This is a genomic window from Mycolicibacterium parafortuitum (genome assembly GCF_010725485.1).
GTDB lineage: Bacteria > Actinomycetota > Actinomycetes > Mycobacteriales > Mycobacteriaceae > Mycobacterium.
In genome coordinates this window covers 2250047-2265227 of the sequence record NZ_AP022598.1, presented here as the reverse complement: position 1 = coordinate 2265227, position 15181 = coordinate 2250047, and the positions used below count along the sequence as shown (strand labels likewise).

The 15181-nt window shown below is 67.9% G+C and carries 15 protein-coding genes; 3 read left to right on the top strand and 12 right to left on the bottom strand.

Translation table 11 applies throughout. The annotated features are described in order from the left end of the window. Window positions 1–67: 67 nt before the first annotated feature. Both NTM_RS10745 and NTM_RS10740 read right to left on the bottom strand, forming a co-directional pair. Entirely contained in the window at window positions 68–910 is an 843-nt protein-coding gene (locus NTM_RS10745) for an SDR family oxidoreductase (protein ID WP_104862460.1), read from the bottom strand. 53 nt (window positions 911–963) lie between these two features. Then, window positions 964–1860, bottom strand: a complete 897-nt coding sequence (locus tag NTM_RS10740; protein ID WP_435405084.1) for an enoyl-CoA hydratase — start codon at window positions 1858–1860, stop codon at window positions 964–966. A 93-nt stretch (window positions 1861–1953) separates the two neighbouring features. Here NTM_RS10740 and NTM_RS28535 point away from each other — a divergent pair, with 93 nt between their 5' ends. The 3 genes from NTM_RS28535 (at window position 1954) to NTM_RS10730 (ending at window position 4535) form a co-directional block, all read left to right on the top strand. Then, window positions 1954–2121, top strand: a complete 168-nt coding sequence (locus tag NTM_RS28535) for a hypothetical protein (RefSeq protein WP_104862462.1) — start codon at window positions 1954–1956, stop codon at window positions 2119–2121. After that, on the top strand, window positions 2121–3626 hold the full coding sequence (locus NTM_RS10735; RefSeq protein ID WP_104862463.1) for an alpha,alpha-trehalose-phosphate synthase (UDP-forming): 1506 nt from the start codon (window positions 2121–2123) through the stop codon (window positions 3624–3626). Before NTM_RS28535 ends, NTM_RS10735 begins: the two co-directional genes overlap by 1 nt. A 66-nt stretch (window positions 3627–3692) precedes the next feature. Next, window positions 3693–4535: an SDR family oxidoreductase gene (locus tag NTM_RS10730; protein WP_163766282.1), complete on the top strand. Its 843-nt coding sequence runs from the start codon at window positions 3693–3695 to the stop codon at window positions 4533–4535. Here the strand turns inward: NTM_RS10730 and NTM_RS10725 are convergent. The 10 genes from NTM_RS10725 to NTM_RS10680 all read right to left on the bottom strand — a co-directional run bounded on the left by NTM_RS10725 (window position 4513) and on the right by NTM_RS10680 (window position 15180). Continuing rightward, on the bottom strand, window positions 4513–5511 hold the full coding sequence (locus NTM_RS10725) for an NAD-dependent epimerase/dehydratase family protein (RefSeq protein ID WP_163769447.1): 999 nt from the start codon (window positions 5509–5511) through the stop codon (window positions 4513–4515). The two genes, NTM_RS10730 and NTM_RS10725, sit on opposite strands and share 23 nt — an antisense overlap. A gap of 68 nt (window positions 5512–5579) precedes the next feature. After that, window positions 5580–6074: a nuclear transport factor 2 family protein gene (locus tag NTM_RS10720; protein ID WP_104862466.1), complete on the bottom strand. Its 495-nt coding sequence runs from the start codon at window positions 6072–6074 to the stop codon at window positions 5580–5582. Further along, window positions 6074–6751, bottom strand: a complete 678-nt coding sequence (locus NTM_RS10715; RefSeq protein ID WP_163766281.1) for an Rv1363c family protein — start codon at window positions 6749–6751, stop codon at window positions 6074–6076. Before NTM_RS10715 ends, NTM_RS10720 begins: the two co-directional genes overlap by 1 nt. Before the next feature lie 3 nt (window positions 6752–6754). Beyond that, on the bottom strand, window positions 6755–8455 hold the full coding sequence (locus NTM_RS10710) for an MCE family protein (protein ID WP_163766280.1): 1701 nt from the start codon (window positions 8453–8455) through the stop codon (window positions 6755–6757). Then, window positions 8455–9612 carry an MCE family protein gene (locus NTM_RS10705; RefSeq protein WP_163766279.1) on the bottom strand — a complete coding sequence of 386 codons (1158 nt, stop codon included), beginning with the start codon at window positions 9610–9612 and terminating at the stop codon, window positions 8455–8457. Before NTM_RS10705 ends, NTM_RS10710 begins: the two co-directional genes overlap by 1 nt. Further along, on the bottom strand, window positions 9609–10979 hold the full coding sequence (locus NTM_RS10700; RefSeq protein ID WP_163766278.1) for an MCE family protein: 1371 nt from the start codon (window positions 10977–10979) through the stop codon (window positions 9609–9611). Before NTM_RS10700 ends, NTM_RS10705 begins: the two co-directional genes overlap by 4 nt. Continuing rightward, complete coding sequence (locus tag NTM_RS10695; RefSeq protein ID WP_104862471.1) at window positions 10976–12034, bottom strand: MCE family protein; 1059 nt, start codon at window positions 12032–12034, stop codon at window positions 10976–10978. Before NTM_RS10695 ends, NTM_RS10700 begins: the two co-directional genes overlap by 4 nt. Continuing rightward, a complete protein-coding gene (locus tag NTM_RS10690; protein WP_104862472.1) occupies window positions 12027–13058 on the bottom strand; it encodes an MCE family protein in 1032 nt (343 codons plus the stop codon). Before NTM_RS10690 ends, NTM_RS10695 begins: the two co-directional genes overlap by 8 nt. Window positions 13059–13122: 64 nt before the next feature. Further along, window positions 13123–14325: an MCE family protein gene (locus tag NTM_RS10685; protein ID WP_104862473.1), complete on the bottom strand. Its 1203-nt coding sequence runs from the start codon at window positions 14323–14325 to the stop codon at window positions 13123–13125. A 12-nt stretch (window positions 14326–14337) separates the two neighbouring features. Then, window positions 14338–15180 (bottom strand): MlaE family ABC transporter permease, encoded by an 843-nt coding sequence (locus tag NTM_RS10680; protein WP_104862474.1) that lies wholly within the window; start codon window positions 15178–15180, stop codon window positions 14338–14340. Window position 15181 lies beyond the last annotated feature (1 nt).

Genomic DNA, 15181 nt, shown 5'->3' with positions numbered 1-15181 from the left:
CGAAATTGCATTCCAGCAGGCCCGCACTCGAACTTCGGCTGCGTAGACGCAATTTCGGCGGCAGGAGCTACTCGGCGACGACGCCGCGCAGACCGTCGGCGCCGAACAACGGCTCCAGCATCGCGGACAGGTCGGGTCCGCGACGCAGCCCGTGCCCGCCGTCGACGTTGATGACCTGGCCGGTGATGAAGCCGGCCGCATCGCTGAGCAGGAACACCGCGAGGTTCGCGACATCCTGCACTTCACCGACGCGCGGCAGCGGCGTGCACTCCCGGTAGTCCTCGCTGAGCGCGGGCGTGTCGATGATCGGGGCGACCATGTCGGTCTTGGTCAGGCCGGGCCGGATCCCGTTGACCCGCACCGAGGACGGACCCAGCTCGTCGGCCGCGACCAACATCAGGTGGTCGAGGGCGGCCTTGCTCGGCCCGTACGCGCCGAACCACCGGTGGGTGTTGCTGGAGGCGATCGACGAGATTCCGATGAACGATCCACCCCCGCCGCGGACCAGCTCGCGCGCGGCGTGCTTGAGCACGTACATGGTTCCGTTGACGTTCAAATCGACGGTGTTACGCCAGGCGGCGGAGTCGATCTGGGTCAGCGGCCCGATCGTCTCGGAGCCGCCGGCGCTGTGCACCACCCCGTCGAGCCTGCCCCGCCAGGCGGTGGCCGCCGCGACCAGCCGCGCCGCGGAATCCTCGTCGGTCACGTCCGCGGACTCGTAGATCACCTGACCGGCGCCGTCGCCGGCCGACGCGGTGAGCTCGTCGGCGGCCGCGGCGAGTTTGTCGGTGTTGCGCCCGGCCAGCACCACGTTGCCGCCGGAGGCCACGACGGCCGCCGCGACCCCCTTGCCGATTCCACTACCGCCGCCGGTCACCAGCACGGTCCGATCCGCCAACGAAAGCAGCACGGGGGTCCCTCCGATATCTAGGTCGTATAACTAGAACGGGTTCCAGTTATACGTCACGGCTCGTCGCGGCGGGCCAACTTCGGGGCACCGAGTGTGCGCCAATCCGGCACGTTGGGCGGCAGGCCGACCGGGTAGCGGTTCTCGTTGTGCGCCGCCCAGTGCGCGTGGCCGAGTTCGTGGATGTGGAACGCGTGCCGCAACGCCTCGGCGAAGCCCATCGCGTCGCTTGCGGCGTTCACCGAGTCCTTGACCAGCAGCGCGGCCATGGTGGGCCGCTCGGCGATGCGCCGCGCGAACTCCACGGTCCTGTCCTCCAGTTCGGCACGCGGGAACACCTTCGACACCATGCCGAGCCGGTATGCCTCGTCGGCGTCGATCGCGTCGCCGGTGAGCAGCAGCTCCTTGGCCTTGCGCGCACCGAACTCCCACGGGTGCGCGTAGTACTCCACCCCGGGCATACCCATCCGCACCGCGACGACGTCGCTGAAGCGCGCGTCGTCGGAGGCGACGATCAGATCGCAGGCCCAGATCAGCATCAGTGCCGCGGAGATCGCGTTGCCCTGGACCTGGGCGATGGTGATCTTGCGCAGATCCCGCCAGCGGCTGGTGTTGTTGAAGAAGTAATGCCACTCCTGCAGGTAGGTGCGCTCGGAGATGGCCTCGCGAGTGGCACCGTTGAAACTGAACGTCGGGTGCTGACCCGGTCCGGGGGTGCGCTCGGCGATCGCCTCTTCGGAGCCCAGGTCGTGTCCGGCCGAGAAGTTCTTGCCACGCGCGGCGAGGATCACCACACGCACATCGTCGTCGGCTTCGGCCCGCCCGAACGCCTCGTCCAGCTGAACCAGCAGGGTCCGCGACTGCGCGTTCTGCGCGTCGGGCCGGTTCAGCCATATCCGCGCGATCCTTCCCTCGTCGAGGGTCTCGTATGTCACCTGATCCTGATCCGCCACACGTGACACATTACGGCCGAACTGTCACGTCCCGGCACGTAGGGGCCGGTTCGGGCCTCGCGGCCGTTTGCAGTGGTTGGCTAAGGTTGGTTCATGCCTGCGAAACCAGACCCCGCCGAGATCGGCGACGTGGAGCCCATCGCCGACAGCACCGAGCGTCAGGCCCGCCGTGTGGTCGCCGCGTACGCCACCGACGCCGACGAGTGCCGCGTCTTCCTGGCGATGCTGGGCATCGGACCGGCCAAGCTCGCCGACGCGTAATGACAGCCGAGAGCGGTCCCGAGGTCCGCTCCGGCACGGGGCAGTCTTTGCCGCCTACGGCGACGGCTGACTTCGTGGTCGTCGCCAACCGGCTGCCGATCGATCAGGTTCGGCTGCCCGACGGCAGCACCGAGTGGAAGCGCAGCCCCGGCGGTCTGGTGACCGCGCTGGAGCCCCTGCTGCGACGCCGCCACGGCGCGTGGATCGGCTGGCCGGGAGTGCCCGAGGACGCCGACGACCCTGATGCGGCCACCGAGCCCATCGAGCAGGACGGTATGACGCTCGTCCCCGTCCGGCTGTCGGCCGACGACGTCGAGGAGTACTACGAGGGCTTCTCGAACGCCACCCTGTGGCCGCTCTACCACGACGTCATCGTCAAGCCTATCTACCACCGCGAGTGGTGGGAGTCCTACGTCGACGTGAACCGTCGCTTCGCCGAGGCCGCCGCGCGTACCGCGGCCGAGGGGGCCACGGTCTGGGTCCAGGACTATCAGCTGCAGTTGGTGCCCAAGATGCTGCGGATGCTGCGCCCCGATCTGACCATCGGCTTCTTTCTGCACATCCCGTTCCCGCCGGTCGAGCTCTTCCTGCAGATGCCGTGGCGCACCGAGATCATCGAGGGCCTTCTCGGCGCCGATCTCGTCGGCTTCCATCTGCCCGGCGGCGCGCAGAACTTCCTGATCCTGTCCCGCAGGCTGCTCGGCGCGCAGACCTCGCGCGGCAACGTCGGGGTGCGGTCGCGGTTCGGCGAGGTCCAGTTCGGTTTCCGGACGGTCAAGGTGGGTGCGTTCCCGATCTCCATCGACTCCGCCGAGCTCGACCAGCAGGCCCGCACCCGCACGGTCCGCCAGCGCGCCAAGGAGATCCGCGCGGAACTGGGTAATCCGCGCAAGATCCTGCTCGGGGTGGACCGGCTCGACTACACCAAGGGCATCGACGTGCGCCTGCGCGCGTTCTCGGAGCTGCTGGAAGAGGGCCGCATCGACCCGTCGGACACGGTGCTGGTGCAGCTGGCGACCCCGAGCCGCGAGCGCGTCGAGAGCTACATCGCGATGCGCGAGGACATCGAACGCCAGGTCGGCCACGTCAACGGCGAATTCGGCGAGGTCGGCCACCCCGTGCTGCACTACCTGCACCGGCCGGTCCCCCGGGAGGATCTGGTCGCGTTCTTCGTCGCCGCCGACGTGATGCTGGTGACGCCGTTGCGCGACGGGATGAACCTGGTCGCCAAGGAGTACGTCGCCTGCCGCAGCGATCTCGGGGGCGCGTTGGTGCTCAGTGAGTTCACCGGCGCCGCAGCGGAGTTGCGTCAGGCCTACCTGACCAATCCGCACCACCTCGAAGGGGTCAAGGACGCGATCGAGGCCGCGCTGACCCAGGCTCCTGAAGAGGGCAGGCGCCGCATGCGGGCGATGCGCCGCCAGGTCCTGGTCCACGATGTGGACCGGTGGGCGCGTGCGTTCCTGGACGCGCTGGCGTCGAAAGAACCGCTGGACGCGGAGTGACCCCGGGCCGGGGATAGCATTCCGACGGAGTTGCACACCACCGGGACTTCGGCGAAAGGCATACCGATGGGCACCTATGCGATCACCGGCTCCGCGTCCGGAATGGGCGCGGCGGCGGTGAAACGGCTTCGCGCCGACGGGCACACCGTGATCACGGTGGACATCAAGGACGCCGACGTCGTCGCCGACCTGTCCACCGCGAGCGGGCGCAGCCATGCCGCCGAGCAGGTGCTCACGCTGTGCGACGGCCGTCTCGACGGCGCGGTGCTTGCCGCAGGCCTCGGCCCGAGCAAGGACGCCGGCCGGCTGCGGATGATCGCCACCGTCAACTACCTCGGCGTGGTCGACTTGCTGAACCGCTGGCGGGACGCGCTCGCGGCGGCGACGAACGCGAAAGTCGTGGTGATCGGCAGCAATTCGACCACCACCACCCCGGCCGTGCCGGGCCGCGCGGTGCGCGCGCTGCTGGCCGGCGACGTCGACCGGGCACTGCGGGCCGTGCGCCTGTACGGCCCGGGCAAACCGGCGATGATGTACGCGGCGTCGAAGATCGCGGTGACCCGCTGGGCACGCCGCCACGCCGTACTTCCGGAGTGGGCGGGCGCGGGGATCCGGCTCAACGTCCTCGCGCCCGGCGCGGTGATGACGCCGCTGCTGCAAGAACAACTCGACAACAAGAGTCAGGCAAAGTTCGTCGAACGGTTCCCGGTTCCCGTCGGCGGATACGGCGACCCCGATCTGCTTGCCGCGTGGATGTGTTTCCTGCTCTCCGATGCCGCCGACTTCGTGTGCGGCAGCGTGATTTTCGTCGATGGCGGGACGGACGCGCTGTTCCGTGCCGACGAGTGGCCGCGCCCGGTGCCCGTGCGCCGGATCGGCGGCTACCTCAGACGATTCCTGGGTCGCTGACTCGCGCCGCCGCGAACGACTCGATGATGGCCTGCCGCGGCGGCCGCCACGTCAGGCCGAGATCCTCGGTGGTGGCCCGATCGTCGGTCGGCGTGGCCGAGGTCAGCAGCAACGCCGCCTCGTAGCTGAGCCCGTCACCGAGCGGCACATAGCGGCCGACGACGTCGGAGATCCGCCCGAGCGCCAGAAGCGCCTTCGGCGGCAACGGAACCCGCCGCACGGGCTGCCCCAGCCCGGCCTCCAGCGCATCGATCATCTGGTCGAACGTCAGCATCACCCCGCCGCAGACATAACGGCGCGGACCGCGCCCCGGCCGCATCAGGCGGGTGTGCACGTCGGCGACATCACGCACGTCGATCATCTGCATGCCCGCGCGGACCCGCGGCGCGATCCGCGCCCGCACGATGGGCGCCCAGCCGCGTTCGGTGACGCCTGCCGCGGTCCAGAACGCGCGCCCGACCACGCTGGACGGGTAGGTCACCACCACGGGCGCCCCGGCGTCCTGCAGCTTGCGCGCGGCGCGGTCGGCGTAGCCCTTGGTCTTGGCGTAGCTGCTGCGCCCGTCGGAGGTGGGGGTATCGGCGGAGATGACGCCGTCGGACGGCGGGAACAGCGCGCTGTAGCTGCTCACCGACACGACCGGATCGAGGCCGAGTTCCGCTGCGCGGGAGAGGATCTGCTCGGTGGCGTACGCGTTGATGTCCCACATCAACTGCGCGCGACGCTCGTCGGTGCCGACCACACCTGCCGCATGCACCACCGCGTCCATCCCGGCGAGCAACTCGGTGACCGTCGCCTCCGAGCGGATGTCCCCGACGACGATCGAGACGTCGCCCAACGCGCGCAGCCGGGTGATCACCGGCGCATGCTGCTCCTGGGGCAGGACCAGCAGCCGGATGCTGTGCTGAGCCTCCAGCAGGGCGCGCACCGTGTGCGCGCCGAGGTAGCCGATGCCACCGGTGACCGCGATACGAATGATGCCTCCTCGTCACACCGCCGCAGCGGCGGTGGGTGAACTCAGACCGGGTGATTCGGGTAGAGGGTCTAGATGGGGGTGATGTAGGCGATCAGCCATTTGCCGTCGACCTTCTTGTAGTCGACACGCAGTCTGCTGCCGTCGTAGACCGACTCCTTGGACTTGTCGGTCACCGTGCGGTTCATATACACCATCACCGACGCCGAAGTACGGTGCGCGTCAAGGACACCGGTGCCGACGGTATGCGCCTGGCTGATCAGCTGACGGTCCCTGGCCTGCGGGATGATCTCGTTGGTGACCCGGTCCTCGAACTCCTGCCGGTACTCCGGGGTCAGCATCGGGTACACCTCGGCGAAATTGCGTTCCACCGTCTGGTAGTCGAATCCGAACACCCGCGGGATCTGTTCGGAGGCCAGCGTCGGCAGTTCCGCCCGCGCCTGCTCCTCACCGTCGAGTTGCACCCGGGTCCAATACAGCCAGCCGCCGACCGCGGACAGCGCGACGAACCCTGCGGCCAGTACCACCGCGAGGGACCCGATCAGCCTGCCGCGCCACCCGGTCATCAGTTGCCCCCGTCGGGGTATTTGAGGTCGTATGCCGTCATGTGACCGTTGTCGTCCTCGTGGACGATCACCCGCATGCGGTAGGGCTCCGACGGTGCGTTGTTGCCGTCGAGGTCGGTGACGGTCACCCGCACCGACACCAGAACGGCCGCGTTGTCCGCGATCTCGTCGATCTTCTCCAGAGCGGCGCCGTTGACCACCGCTTCCGAGGAGGCATTGGTGTCGCGGAACAGCAGCTTGAGGTTCTCGACATTGCCGTCCTGCGTCATCATCGCGCGCAGCGGGCCGCTGGTGCCGTCGACGAACCGGTTCACGCTCTCGTCGATGGTGTTCTGGGTGTAGCTGAACATGTTGACCACCGACTGCGCCGCGGTGTCGACGAAGCGGCGCTCACGGTCCTGCTTGGCCTCGATGCTGCGCTGCTGATCCAGCATCACCATCACCGCCGCGACGAGGGCGACGACCGCGACGAACGTGACCGCGATCGACGCGATCGCCACCAGGCGCCGGTTCGGCTGCCGCCGCGGCGGAGGGCCCACCGGCGAGACCCGGCGCACCGGCTGGGGCACCTCGATGCTGACCCCGGTCGGTACCGGGGTCGCCTCGAGCTTGGCCGGACCCGCGGCACGCGACGCGCGGCGACGCTCCCGCTTGGGGGGCTGAACAGACTCTTGCACTACCTACACCTGCTTCGGCGCCAACATCAGATCGACCCAGTTCTCCGCAGGCGCCAGCTTGTCGGAACCGGGCGCGTACACGCCGACTCCACCTGCCGGGTCGACGAACTTGCCGTTCCGATCGTAGGTCGCCACCGATGTCGAACTGGCCAAGGGGGCCTCCGCCGGCAGCGGCGCACCTCCGGCGGGTGGCGCGGGCGCGGGCACAGGCGGTGCGGGCGCGGGCGCGGGCGGCGCCAGCGGGGGCCGGCCGTACGGCGGCACCACCTGATCCGGCGGCGAGAAGTACGGCCACGGAGGTGGCGGCGGACCGTCGGCGGGCGGGACCGGCAGCGGGAACGGTGCGTGCGGCGCAGGACCGGGCCCTGGCGCCACCCCCGGCGGCAGCTGCACCGCGGGCGGACCCGGATCCGGATCGACCTGCGGCGGGATCATCGGGAACTTGTTGGGCGGCAGGATGTTCCGGCCATCCTCGATCGGCGTACCGGGCGGGACCGGCGGACCGCGCCACGGGTTGTTGCCCAGCGGCACATACCCGCGGGGATCGCGGCAGAGTTGGACGGTCGGCGCCCGCTTGCCCGGGAACTCCTGGCACGGGTAGTTGCGCGCCCCGCGCACGACGCTCGGGTCGTTCTGCGGCACCTTGCAGTACAGGTCGGTGGGCAGTTCACGCAGCGTGGTGTCGGCCGGGGAGCGGATCTGGGTCGCCGGGACGAAGCCGGTCGCGCATGGCGGCGGATCCTGCAGGTGGATCTTGAAGTCCAGCTTGCCGCCCTCATCGGTCGGCACGCCGCCCGCCACGGTGTTCAGTGCGGCCAGCAGCGCGGGGAACACCACCAGGGCGTGCTCGAGGGACTTGTTGTAGATCACCCCGATCCGGCCGAAGTTGGCCAGGTTCGCCGCCAACATCGGGAATGACGGCCGGATGCCGTCGAACGTCTCATTGGCGACCTCGGCGGTGCCGGGCACCGTCTGCAGCGTGGTGCGCAACTGCGGATCGGCGTTGGCCACCTCGGTGGTCAGCCTGCCCAACCCCTCGGCGAGCGAACGGATGTCGTCGCCGCTGCGGATCTGGGCCTGCAGGAACGGACCGGCCTGGTCGATCAGCTGCGAGACCTCGTCGTAGTTCGCGTTGGCCTCGTCGACGAGCAACCTCGACGACTGGATCAGACGGGCCAGTTCCGGGCCGGAGCCGTTGAACGCCTTGAACGTCTCGCCGAGCAGGTCCTGCAACCGGCTGTCGGTGACGCTCTGGACCAGGTTCTCGGCCTCCTGCAGCAGGCCGGCGACGTCCTGGCCGATCGCGGTGCGGTCCACGGTGATGTCGGATCCGTTGCGCAGCATCGTCTCGGACGCGTCCTCGGGCGGCACCAGGTCGACGTACTGCTCGCCGATCGCCGACACGCTCTTGACCGTCGCGGTGACGTTCTCCGGAACCGGTGTACCGCTGTTCAACTGCATGTGCGCGACGACGCCGGTGTCCGACAGGCCCACCGACGTGACGTGACCGATCGTCACGCCGCGGTAGGTCACGTTGGCGTTCTGGTACAGGCCGCCGCCCGCCTCGAAGTTGGCGGTCACGTCGTAGGCGCCGATCCCGACGGCCGACGGCACGCGCAGGTAGAACAGCGACACCGCGCCGACGCTGAGCACCGTGACGATCGCGAAGATCATCAGCTGGATGCGGGTCAGACGGGTCAGCATTACGGCGCCCCCTCGTGTTGCGTCGCGGTGCCCGGCGGGATCTTGAACGGATCGGCCGCCTGCCCGGAGAGGTTGGCCATCGCACCGGTGAGGAAGTCAGGAGGATTGACGACCTCGCTGATGCGCTTCATGTTCGGGTCCAGACCCAGCGAGGTGGTGAAGACCGACTCACCCACGCGTCGCAAGGTCAGGTCGAACGTGGTGTACACGTTCAGGTAGTCACCGCGCACGGCGTTGCGCAGGTACTTGTAGTGGAACGGGAAAGTCGGCAGGAACTCAAGGTCCTTGATGAAGAAGTCGGCGTTGTCGTTGAGCGCCTTGAGCACCGGGAACAGATCCTTGAAGTCCGCGGCGAAATCGTCCTTGGTCTCCCGCAGCACCCGCGACGCCACCTCGGCGAAGCTGCGCAGCGCGCCGAACGCATCGACGAGTTGGGCGCGGTTGTCGTTGAGCACCTTCAGCGCCTCAGGCAAGGTGTCGAGCGTGCGGCCCAGGCTGTCCTTGCTGCCCGCGAGGATCCCGGCGAAGCGATTCAGTCCGTCGGCCGCGGCGATGATGTCGTTGGTCTGGCGGTCCAGTGACGCGGTCAGCTCCGCCAACCGCGGGATCAGGCCTTCGAACGTGCCCGTCCGGCCCGCGACCGCGTTGTAGGTCTCATCGGTGATGTCCTGCAGCGCACCCAGATTGCCCTTGTTGACCACGACGCCGAGCGACGACAGCACCTGTTCGGTGGTCGGATAGTTGTCGACGTTCTCGATCGGGATCTGTGCGCCTTCGGCCAGTTCGCCGCTGCCGCCGTCGAGGGGTTCGGCGAGCTCGATGTGCTGCGAACCCAGCAGCGAGGTCTGCGCCACCCGCGCGATCACGTTGGCGGGCAGCTTGACGTTGCCGTCCAGCGACAGCTGCAGCTCGGCGAAGAACGTGCCGTCGGGGCGCTGCACGGCGTCCACTCCGGACACACTTCCGACCGTGACGTCGTCGACCATCACCGGTGAGTTCTGCGGCAGCGTCGCGACATCGGGCAACTGGATGCTGACCTTGTACCCGCCGCTGCCATGCCCGGCGGTGCCGGGCATGTTCAGCGAGTTCAGACCACCGAACTGGCATCCGGTCAGCAGCAGAGCGACCGACGACAGTCCCAGGGCGCGGCGGATCATCGGCCCGCCTCCGCCGGTCCGGGCGCCACGGGTGCCGGATCGGGCTCGGGACCGCCGGCGTGCGACGCGGACGTCTCCGGACCCTGCGTCGGGACCAGCAGCGAGGTCAGGTCGGCATCCGGTGCGACCTTCGGGGGCGTGACGCCGGGGGCGTTCTGCCACTGCAGGTACGGCACTGGCGTTCTGGCCTTGGCCTCGGTCTCAGGGGTGTCGTAGATGATCTGCCCCTTGTAGGCGGTGATGCTGTTGATCGGGTGGAACATGATCGGCGGATAGTTCATCGTGATGCGCTTGAACACGGGACCCATCCGCTGACGGCAGATCTCGGCCCTCTTGTAGTTGTCGGGGGTGGCGGCCGCGTCGAAGGTGCCGCCGCAGATGAACTGCACCGGGTTCGCGAAGTTCGGCAGCGTCAGCAGCCCGCCGACCGTGCCCTGGGCGGGGTTGTAGATGTTGTAGAAGTTGCTCAGGCCGTTGGGCGTGATGTGCAGGATCTGCTCGATGTCGTCACTGTGCTCGGTCAGCAGGTTCGTGAACTCGGTCAGCCGGTTGACCTGTCCGATCAGCGCCTCGTTGCTGTCCCCGAGGAAACCGCGCACGTCCGACAGCGCCTGGTTCAGGGTCCCGAGGGTGACGTCGAGATCGTTGGACGCGTCGGCCAGCACCTGGGACACCGAGGCGACATGGTTGGAGAACTGCACGATCTGCTCGTTGCTGTTCGACAGCGCGTCGACGAGCACTTGAAGGTTGCGGATGGTGCCGAACAGGTCCGCGCGCGAATCACCAAGGCGCCCGGCGGTTTGCGACAACTCGCGCAGAGCGTTGCGGAAGCTGTCGCCGTTGCCGTCGAAGGTGTCGGCGGCCTGGTTGACGACCTCGGTCAGCGGGCCCTGCACCGAACCCTGGTGCGGTCCGAGCTGGGCGCTCAGCGCCGTCAGTTGTTCCTTGACCTCGTCCCACTCCACCGGCACCGCGGTGCGGTCCAGTCCGATCTCCGCGCCGTCGGCCATCGCCGCGCCGCCGGTGAACGCCGGCGTCAGCTGAATGAACCTGGCGGACACCAGGTTCGGCGAGATCACCAGCGCCTTGGCCTCGGCGGGCACCTTCACGTCGCCGTCGATGGTCATCGTGATCTTGACGTCACCGGCCCGGGGTTCGATCTTGTCGATGGTGCCGACCGGCACGCCGACCACCCGGACGTCGTCGCCCGGGTACAGCCCCACCGCGGAGGTGAAGTAGGCGACGACCTTGTGCCCGGCACGGTTGGGCCACACCAGGTACGCGCCGACCGCCAGCGTGACAACCAGCACGGCGGCAAGCGCGGCACGAACCCATCGGTTCCGCTTCAGCGAATTCTCCTGCGTCATGGTGACTTCGGCCTGATGATCATCCGCTCCGAGATGTAACCACGGAGCATGTCCGACAGGCTGTCAGGCAGCTTGCCCGGCTGGAAGTAGGTGTCCAGCAGCACTTCGGCGATCGGGGCGGGCGGCAGGCCGTACAGGTTGATCTGGAAACCAGGACCCGATCCGACGACCTCGCCGAGCGCGGTCGCGTAGGCAGGCAGCCGCTTGAGCGCCTCGCTGAGGTGCTCACGACGTTCGAGCAGGTTGTCCAGCACCAGGTTCAGCTTCTCCAGGGCCGGCTTGAACTCGCGCCTGTTGTCGGCGACGAACCCCGAGATCTGCTTCGACACGTCGTCGATGCCCGCGATCAGGTTGCTCAATGCCTGGCGGCGCTCGTCGAGGGCCGCGAACAGCAGGTTGCCGTCGGTGATCAGCTGGTTGACCTGACCGGAGCGCTCCGCCAGCGTGTCCGACACGTTCTTGGCGTGCCCGAGCAGTTGAGCGAGCGCCTCGTCGCGCGCGTTGAGGCTGCGGGACAGGCTCGTGACGCCGTCGAGCGCCGAGCGCAGCTGCGGGGTCGCCTCTTTCAGCGAATCGGTGATCGTCTGCAACGCCTGCTCGAACTTCGGCTTGTCCAGCTCGCTGACGTTCTGTCCGAGATCCTGCAGCGCGGTGTTCAACGTGTAGGGCGTGGTGGTGCGGCCCAGCGGGATGACGGTGGAGTCCCCTCCGCCCTTCGGCGTGACTGCCAGCGATTTCTCGCCGAGCACGGTGTCGGTCTTGATCGCGACCAGAGACTGGTCGCCGACCTTGACGTCGCGGTTGACGGTAAAGGTGATCTTCGCCGCGTCACCGGCGAGCGCGACGTCGGTGACCTTGCCGACGACGATGCCGGACACGTTGACCTCGTTGCCCGGGATGATGCCACCGGCATCGGCGAAGTACGCCTCGTACGGCTTGCCCTGCGGGAAGAACGGCAGGCTCGAGTATCCGAACGACACCAGCACCAGGCAGGCGACCAGGACGATGCCGAAGATGCCGGTGCGCAACGGGTTCGAGTCGTCGGTTCTAGCCATCTTCAGAACACCTCCCCTTGCTCGGATCCGGCGGTCCGCCGAACGGGACCAGGATGTCGCTTCCCGCCGGGCCGTTGATCTTCAACCGTGTCGAGCAGTAGAAGATGTTGAAGAACGAGCCGTACGCGCCAAGCGCGTTGAGCCGCAGGTAGTTCTCGGCGAGCGGTTCGATGACCTTGTTCACGTCGGCCTTGCGCTCGTCCATCCGCTGGGCGAACGGCCGCACGTTCTCGATGACGCCCTGTACCGGCCTGCGTGAGGTCTCCAGCATCTCGGTCAGGTCGTTCTCGGCGGAGGCCAGCGGGCCGATCGCGCCGGCGATCGGGTCACGGCCCTCGGCGAGCCCGGTGATCAGCTTCTGCAACTGGTCGACGCTGGCGTTGAACTGGGCGCCCTTCTCGTCGACGGTGCTCAGCACGGTGTTGAGGTTGGTGATCACGTCGCCGATCAGCTGGTCGCGGGCCGCGAGGTTCTGGGTGAAGGCGCTGGTGTTGGCCAGCATCGCCGACAGTGCGCCGCCCTCCCCCTGCAGCAGCTCGATCACCGCGTTGCTGATCTCGTTGACCTTCCCGCCGTCGAGACCCTTCAACACCGGCTTGAGCCCGCCGAGCAGGGCGTCGAGGTCCAGCGCGGGCTGGGTGTTGGTGATGGTGCCGCCGCTGGGCAGCTTCACGAGATCGCCCGGGCCCGAGGTGATCTCGAGGTACCGGTCACCGACCAGGTTCTCGTAGCGCACCACGGCTCTGGTCGAGGTGTACAGCTGGTAGCGGTCGTTGACGGTGAACTCGACGTCGACGGAGTTGTCCGGATTGAGTTTGAGCCCCTCGACGGTTCCGACCGGCACGCCGGCGATCCGGACGTCCTGGCCGGCCTTCAGGCGGGACGCGTTCTCGAACTTGGCGTGGTACTTGTCCTCCGACGCGAACCGGAACTCGCCGAACACGACGATCAACGCGGCGGCGACCACCAGCATCACCACGGTGAACACGCTGACGCTGATCAGGGTTCTTCTGTCGCGATTCATCAGAAGCCTCGCTTCTTCAGCAACGGCTCTTCGCGCAAGCGCTCATCGCAGCGCAAGATGCTCATCAGAAGTCGTCCCTTTCCGCGAACGCGCCGTTGAACAGGAACTGCAGTGTCGACGGTGCGTCGAACTGGAGCTCGGTGTTCGGCTGGTACGGCACATAGGCGTTGTCGGTGACGAGGAACGGCGTGTGATACCAGGAGCCGCCGTACTGCTTGCTCGGGACGTCAGGAAGGCCACGGCAGTTCGGGCCGCCGGAGGCGTTGACGATCGGCAGGCTCTCCGGGTACGTGTACGCCGGCGAACCCGGAAGGAAGTTCGACGACACGAACAGGCCCGGACGGATACCGCCGATGATCGGGGCGAACCGGTCGATCGCGTTCGCGGTGCCCTTCAGCGTGCAGCCGATCACCGGGGAGTACTCACCGGCCACCTTCAACGGTGCGCGCAGCCGCTGCACCGCGGCGATGTAGTCGTCGGCGCCGGGCTCCAGCGTCGCGGTGCCGTTGTTGGCCAGACCCGTTGCCGCGAGCAGCGCGGCGTTCAGGTTGTCCCGCTCGTCGACGATCGTCTTGCTGATCGCCGGCGCGTTCTCGAGCACGCGCACCAGGTCCGGTCCGGCGTCGGCGTAGATGTCGGCGACCACCGCGGTGCGGCGCAGGTCCTCCTGCAGCGCCGGTAGCTTCGGATTGAGTTGGCTCACGTAGTAATTCAGACCGGACAGCAGCGCCCCGACGTCGTCGCCGTGCCCGCGCATGCCCTCCCCGATCGCGGACAGGGTCGCGTTGAGGTTGATCGGATCGATCTTGTCCAGCAGGTCGGTCAGGCTCTGGAACAGCGTGTTGACCTCGAGCTGCACGAAGTCGGAGGTGACCTCCGCGCCCGGGCGCAGCCTCTCGCCGCTGGGGCGCTCGGGCGGCAGGAACTCCACCGACTTCGCGCCGAAGATCGTGGTGCCACCGATACGCACGGGAGCGTTCTCGGGGATGTAGCGCATATCGTCACGGTTGATCGCCAGCGTCAACTTGGCCCCGTTGCCCGCGTATTCGATCGACTCGACCTTGCCGACCTGGATCCCGCGGTACTTCACCTTGGCATCGGCATCCATCACCAAGCCGGCCCGCGGGGACAGCACGGTGACCTTGTCGGTGGGGGTGAACGCGGCGGTGTAGGACAGGTAGGTGAACACCACCGCGGCAAGAACCAGCGCAGCGAGGATCGCCGCAGCGATCCTCACATGGCTGCGCTTGGCGTCACCGTCGGCCATCGTGTTGCGTCCTTATCCGGAGAGGTTGAAGTTGCCCGACGCGCCGTAAACGGCGAGCGAGATGAACAGCACGATCGTGACCACGACGATCAGGGAGGTGCGCACGGCCTGTCCGACGGCGATGCCGACGCCGACGGGTCCACCCGAGGCGTTGTAGCCGTAGTACGTGTGCACCAGCATCACCGCGATCGCCATCACGATCGCCTGCAGGAACGACCACAACAGGTCGCTCGGGATCAGGAACGTGTTGAAGTAATGGTCGTACAGGCCGCCCGACTGGCCGTTGATGTACACCGTGGTGAAGCGGGCGGCGAAGAACGCCGCGAGCACCGACAGCGCGTACAGCGGCACGATCGCGATCAGCCCGGCGATCAGCCGGGTCGACACCAGATACGAAACCGCGTGTACTGCCATCGATTCCACGGCATCGATCTCCTCGGCGACCCGCATCGCGCCCAACTGCGCGGTCGCACCCGCGCCGATGGTCGCGGCGAGCGCGATACCGGCGATCACCGGCGCGACGATGCGCACGTTCAAGAACGCCGACAGGAATCCGGTGAGCGCCTCGATGCCGATGTTGCCGAGCGATGAATAGCCCTGCACGGCGATCACGCCGCCGGAGGCCAGCGTCATGAACGCCGCGACACCGACGGTGCCGCCGATCATCACCAGCGCGCCGGTACCCATGGACATTTCGGCGATGAGCCGGATCGTCTCCTTGCGGTACCGGGTCGCCGCGTTGGGGACGTACCGGAACGTCTCGCCGAAGAACAGTGCCTGCTCGCCGACGCTGTCGACGAGGCGGGGGAACACCCGCAGCATACGGCGGAGCCGGACGGTCGCGTCGTAACTCATT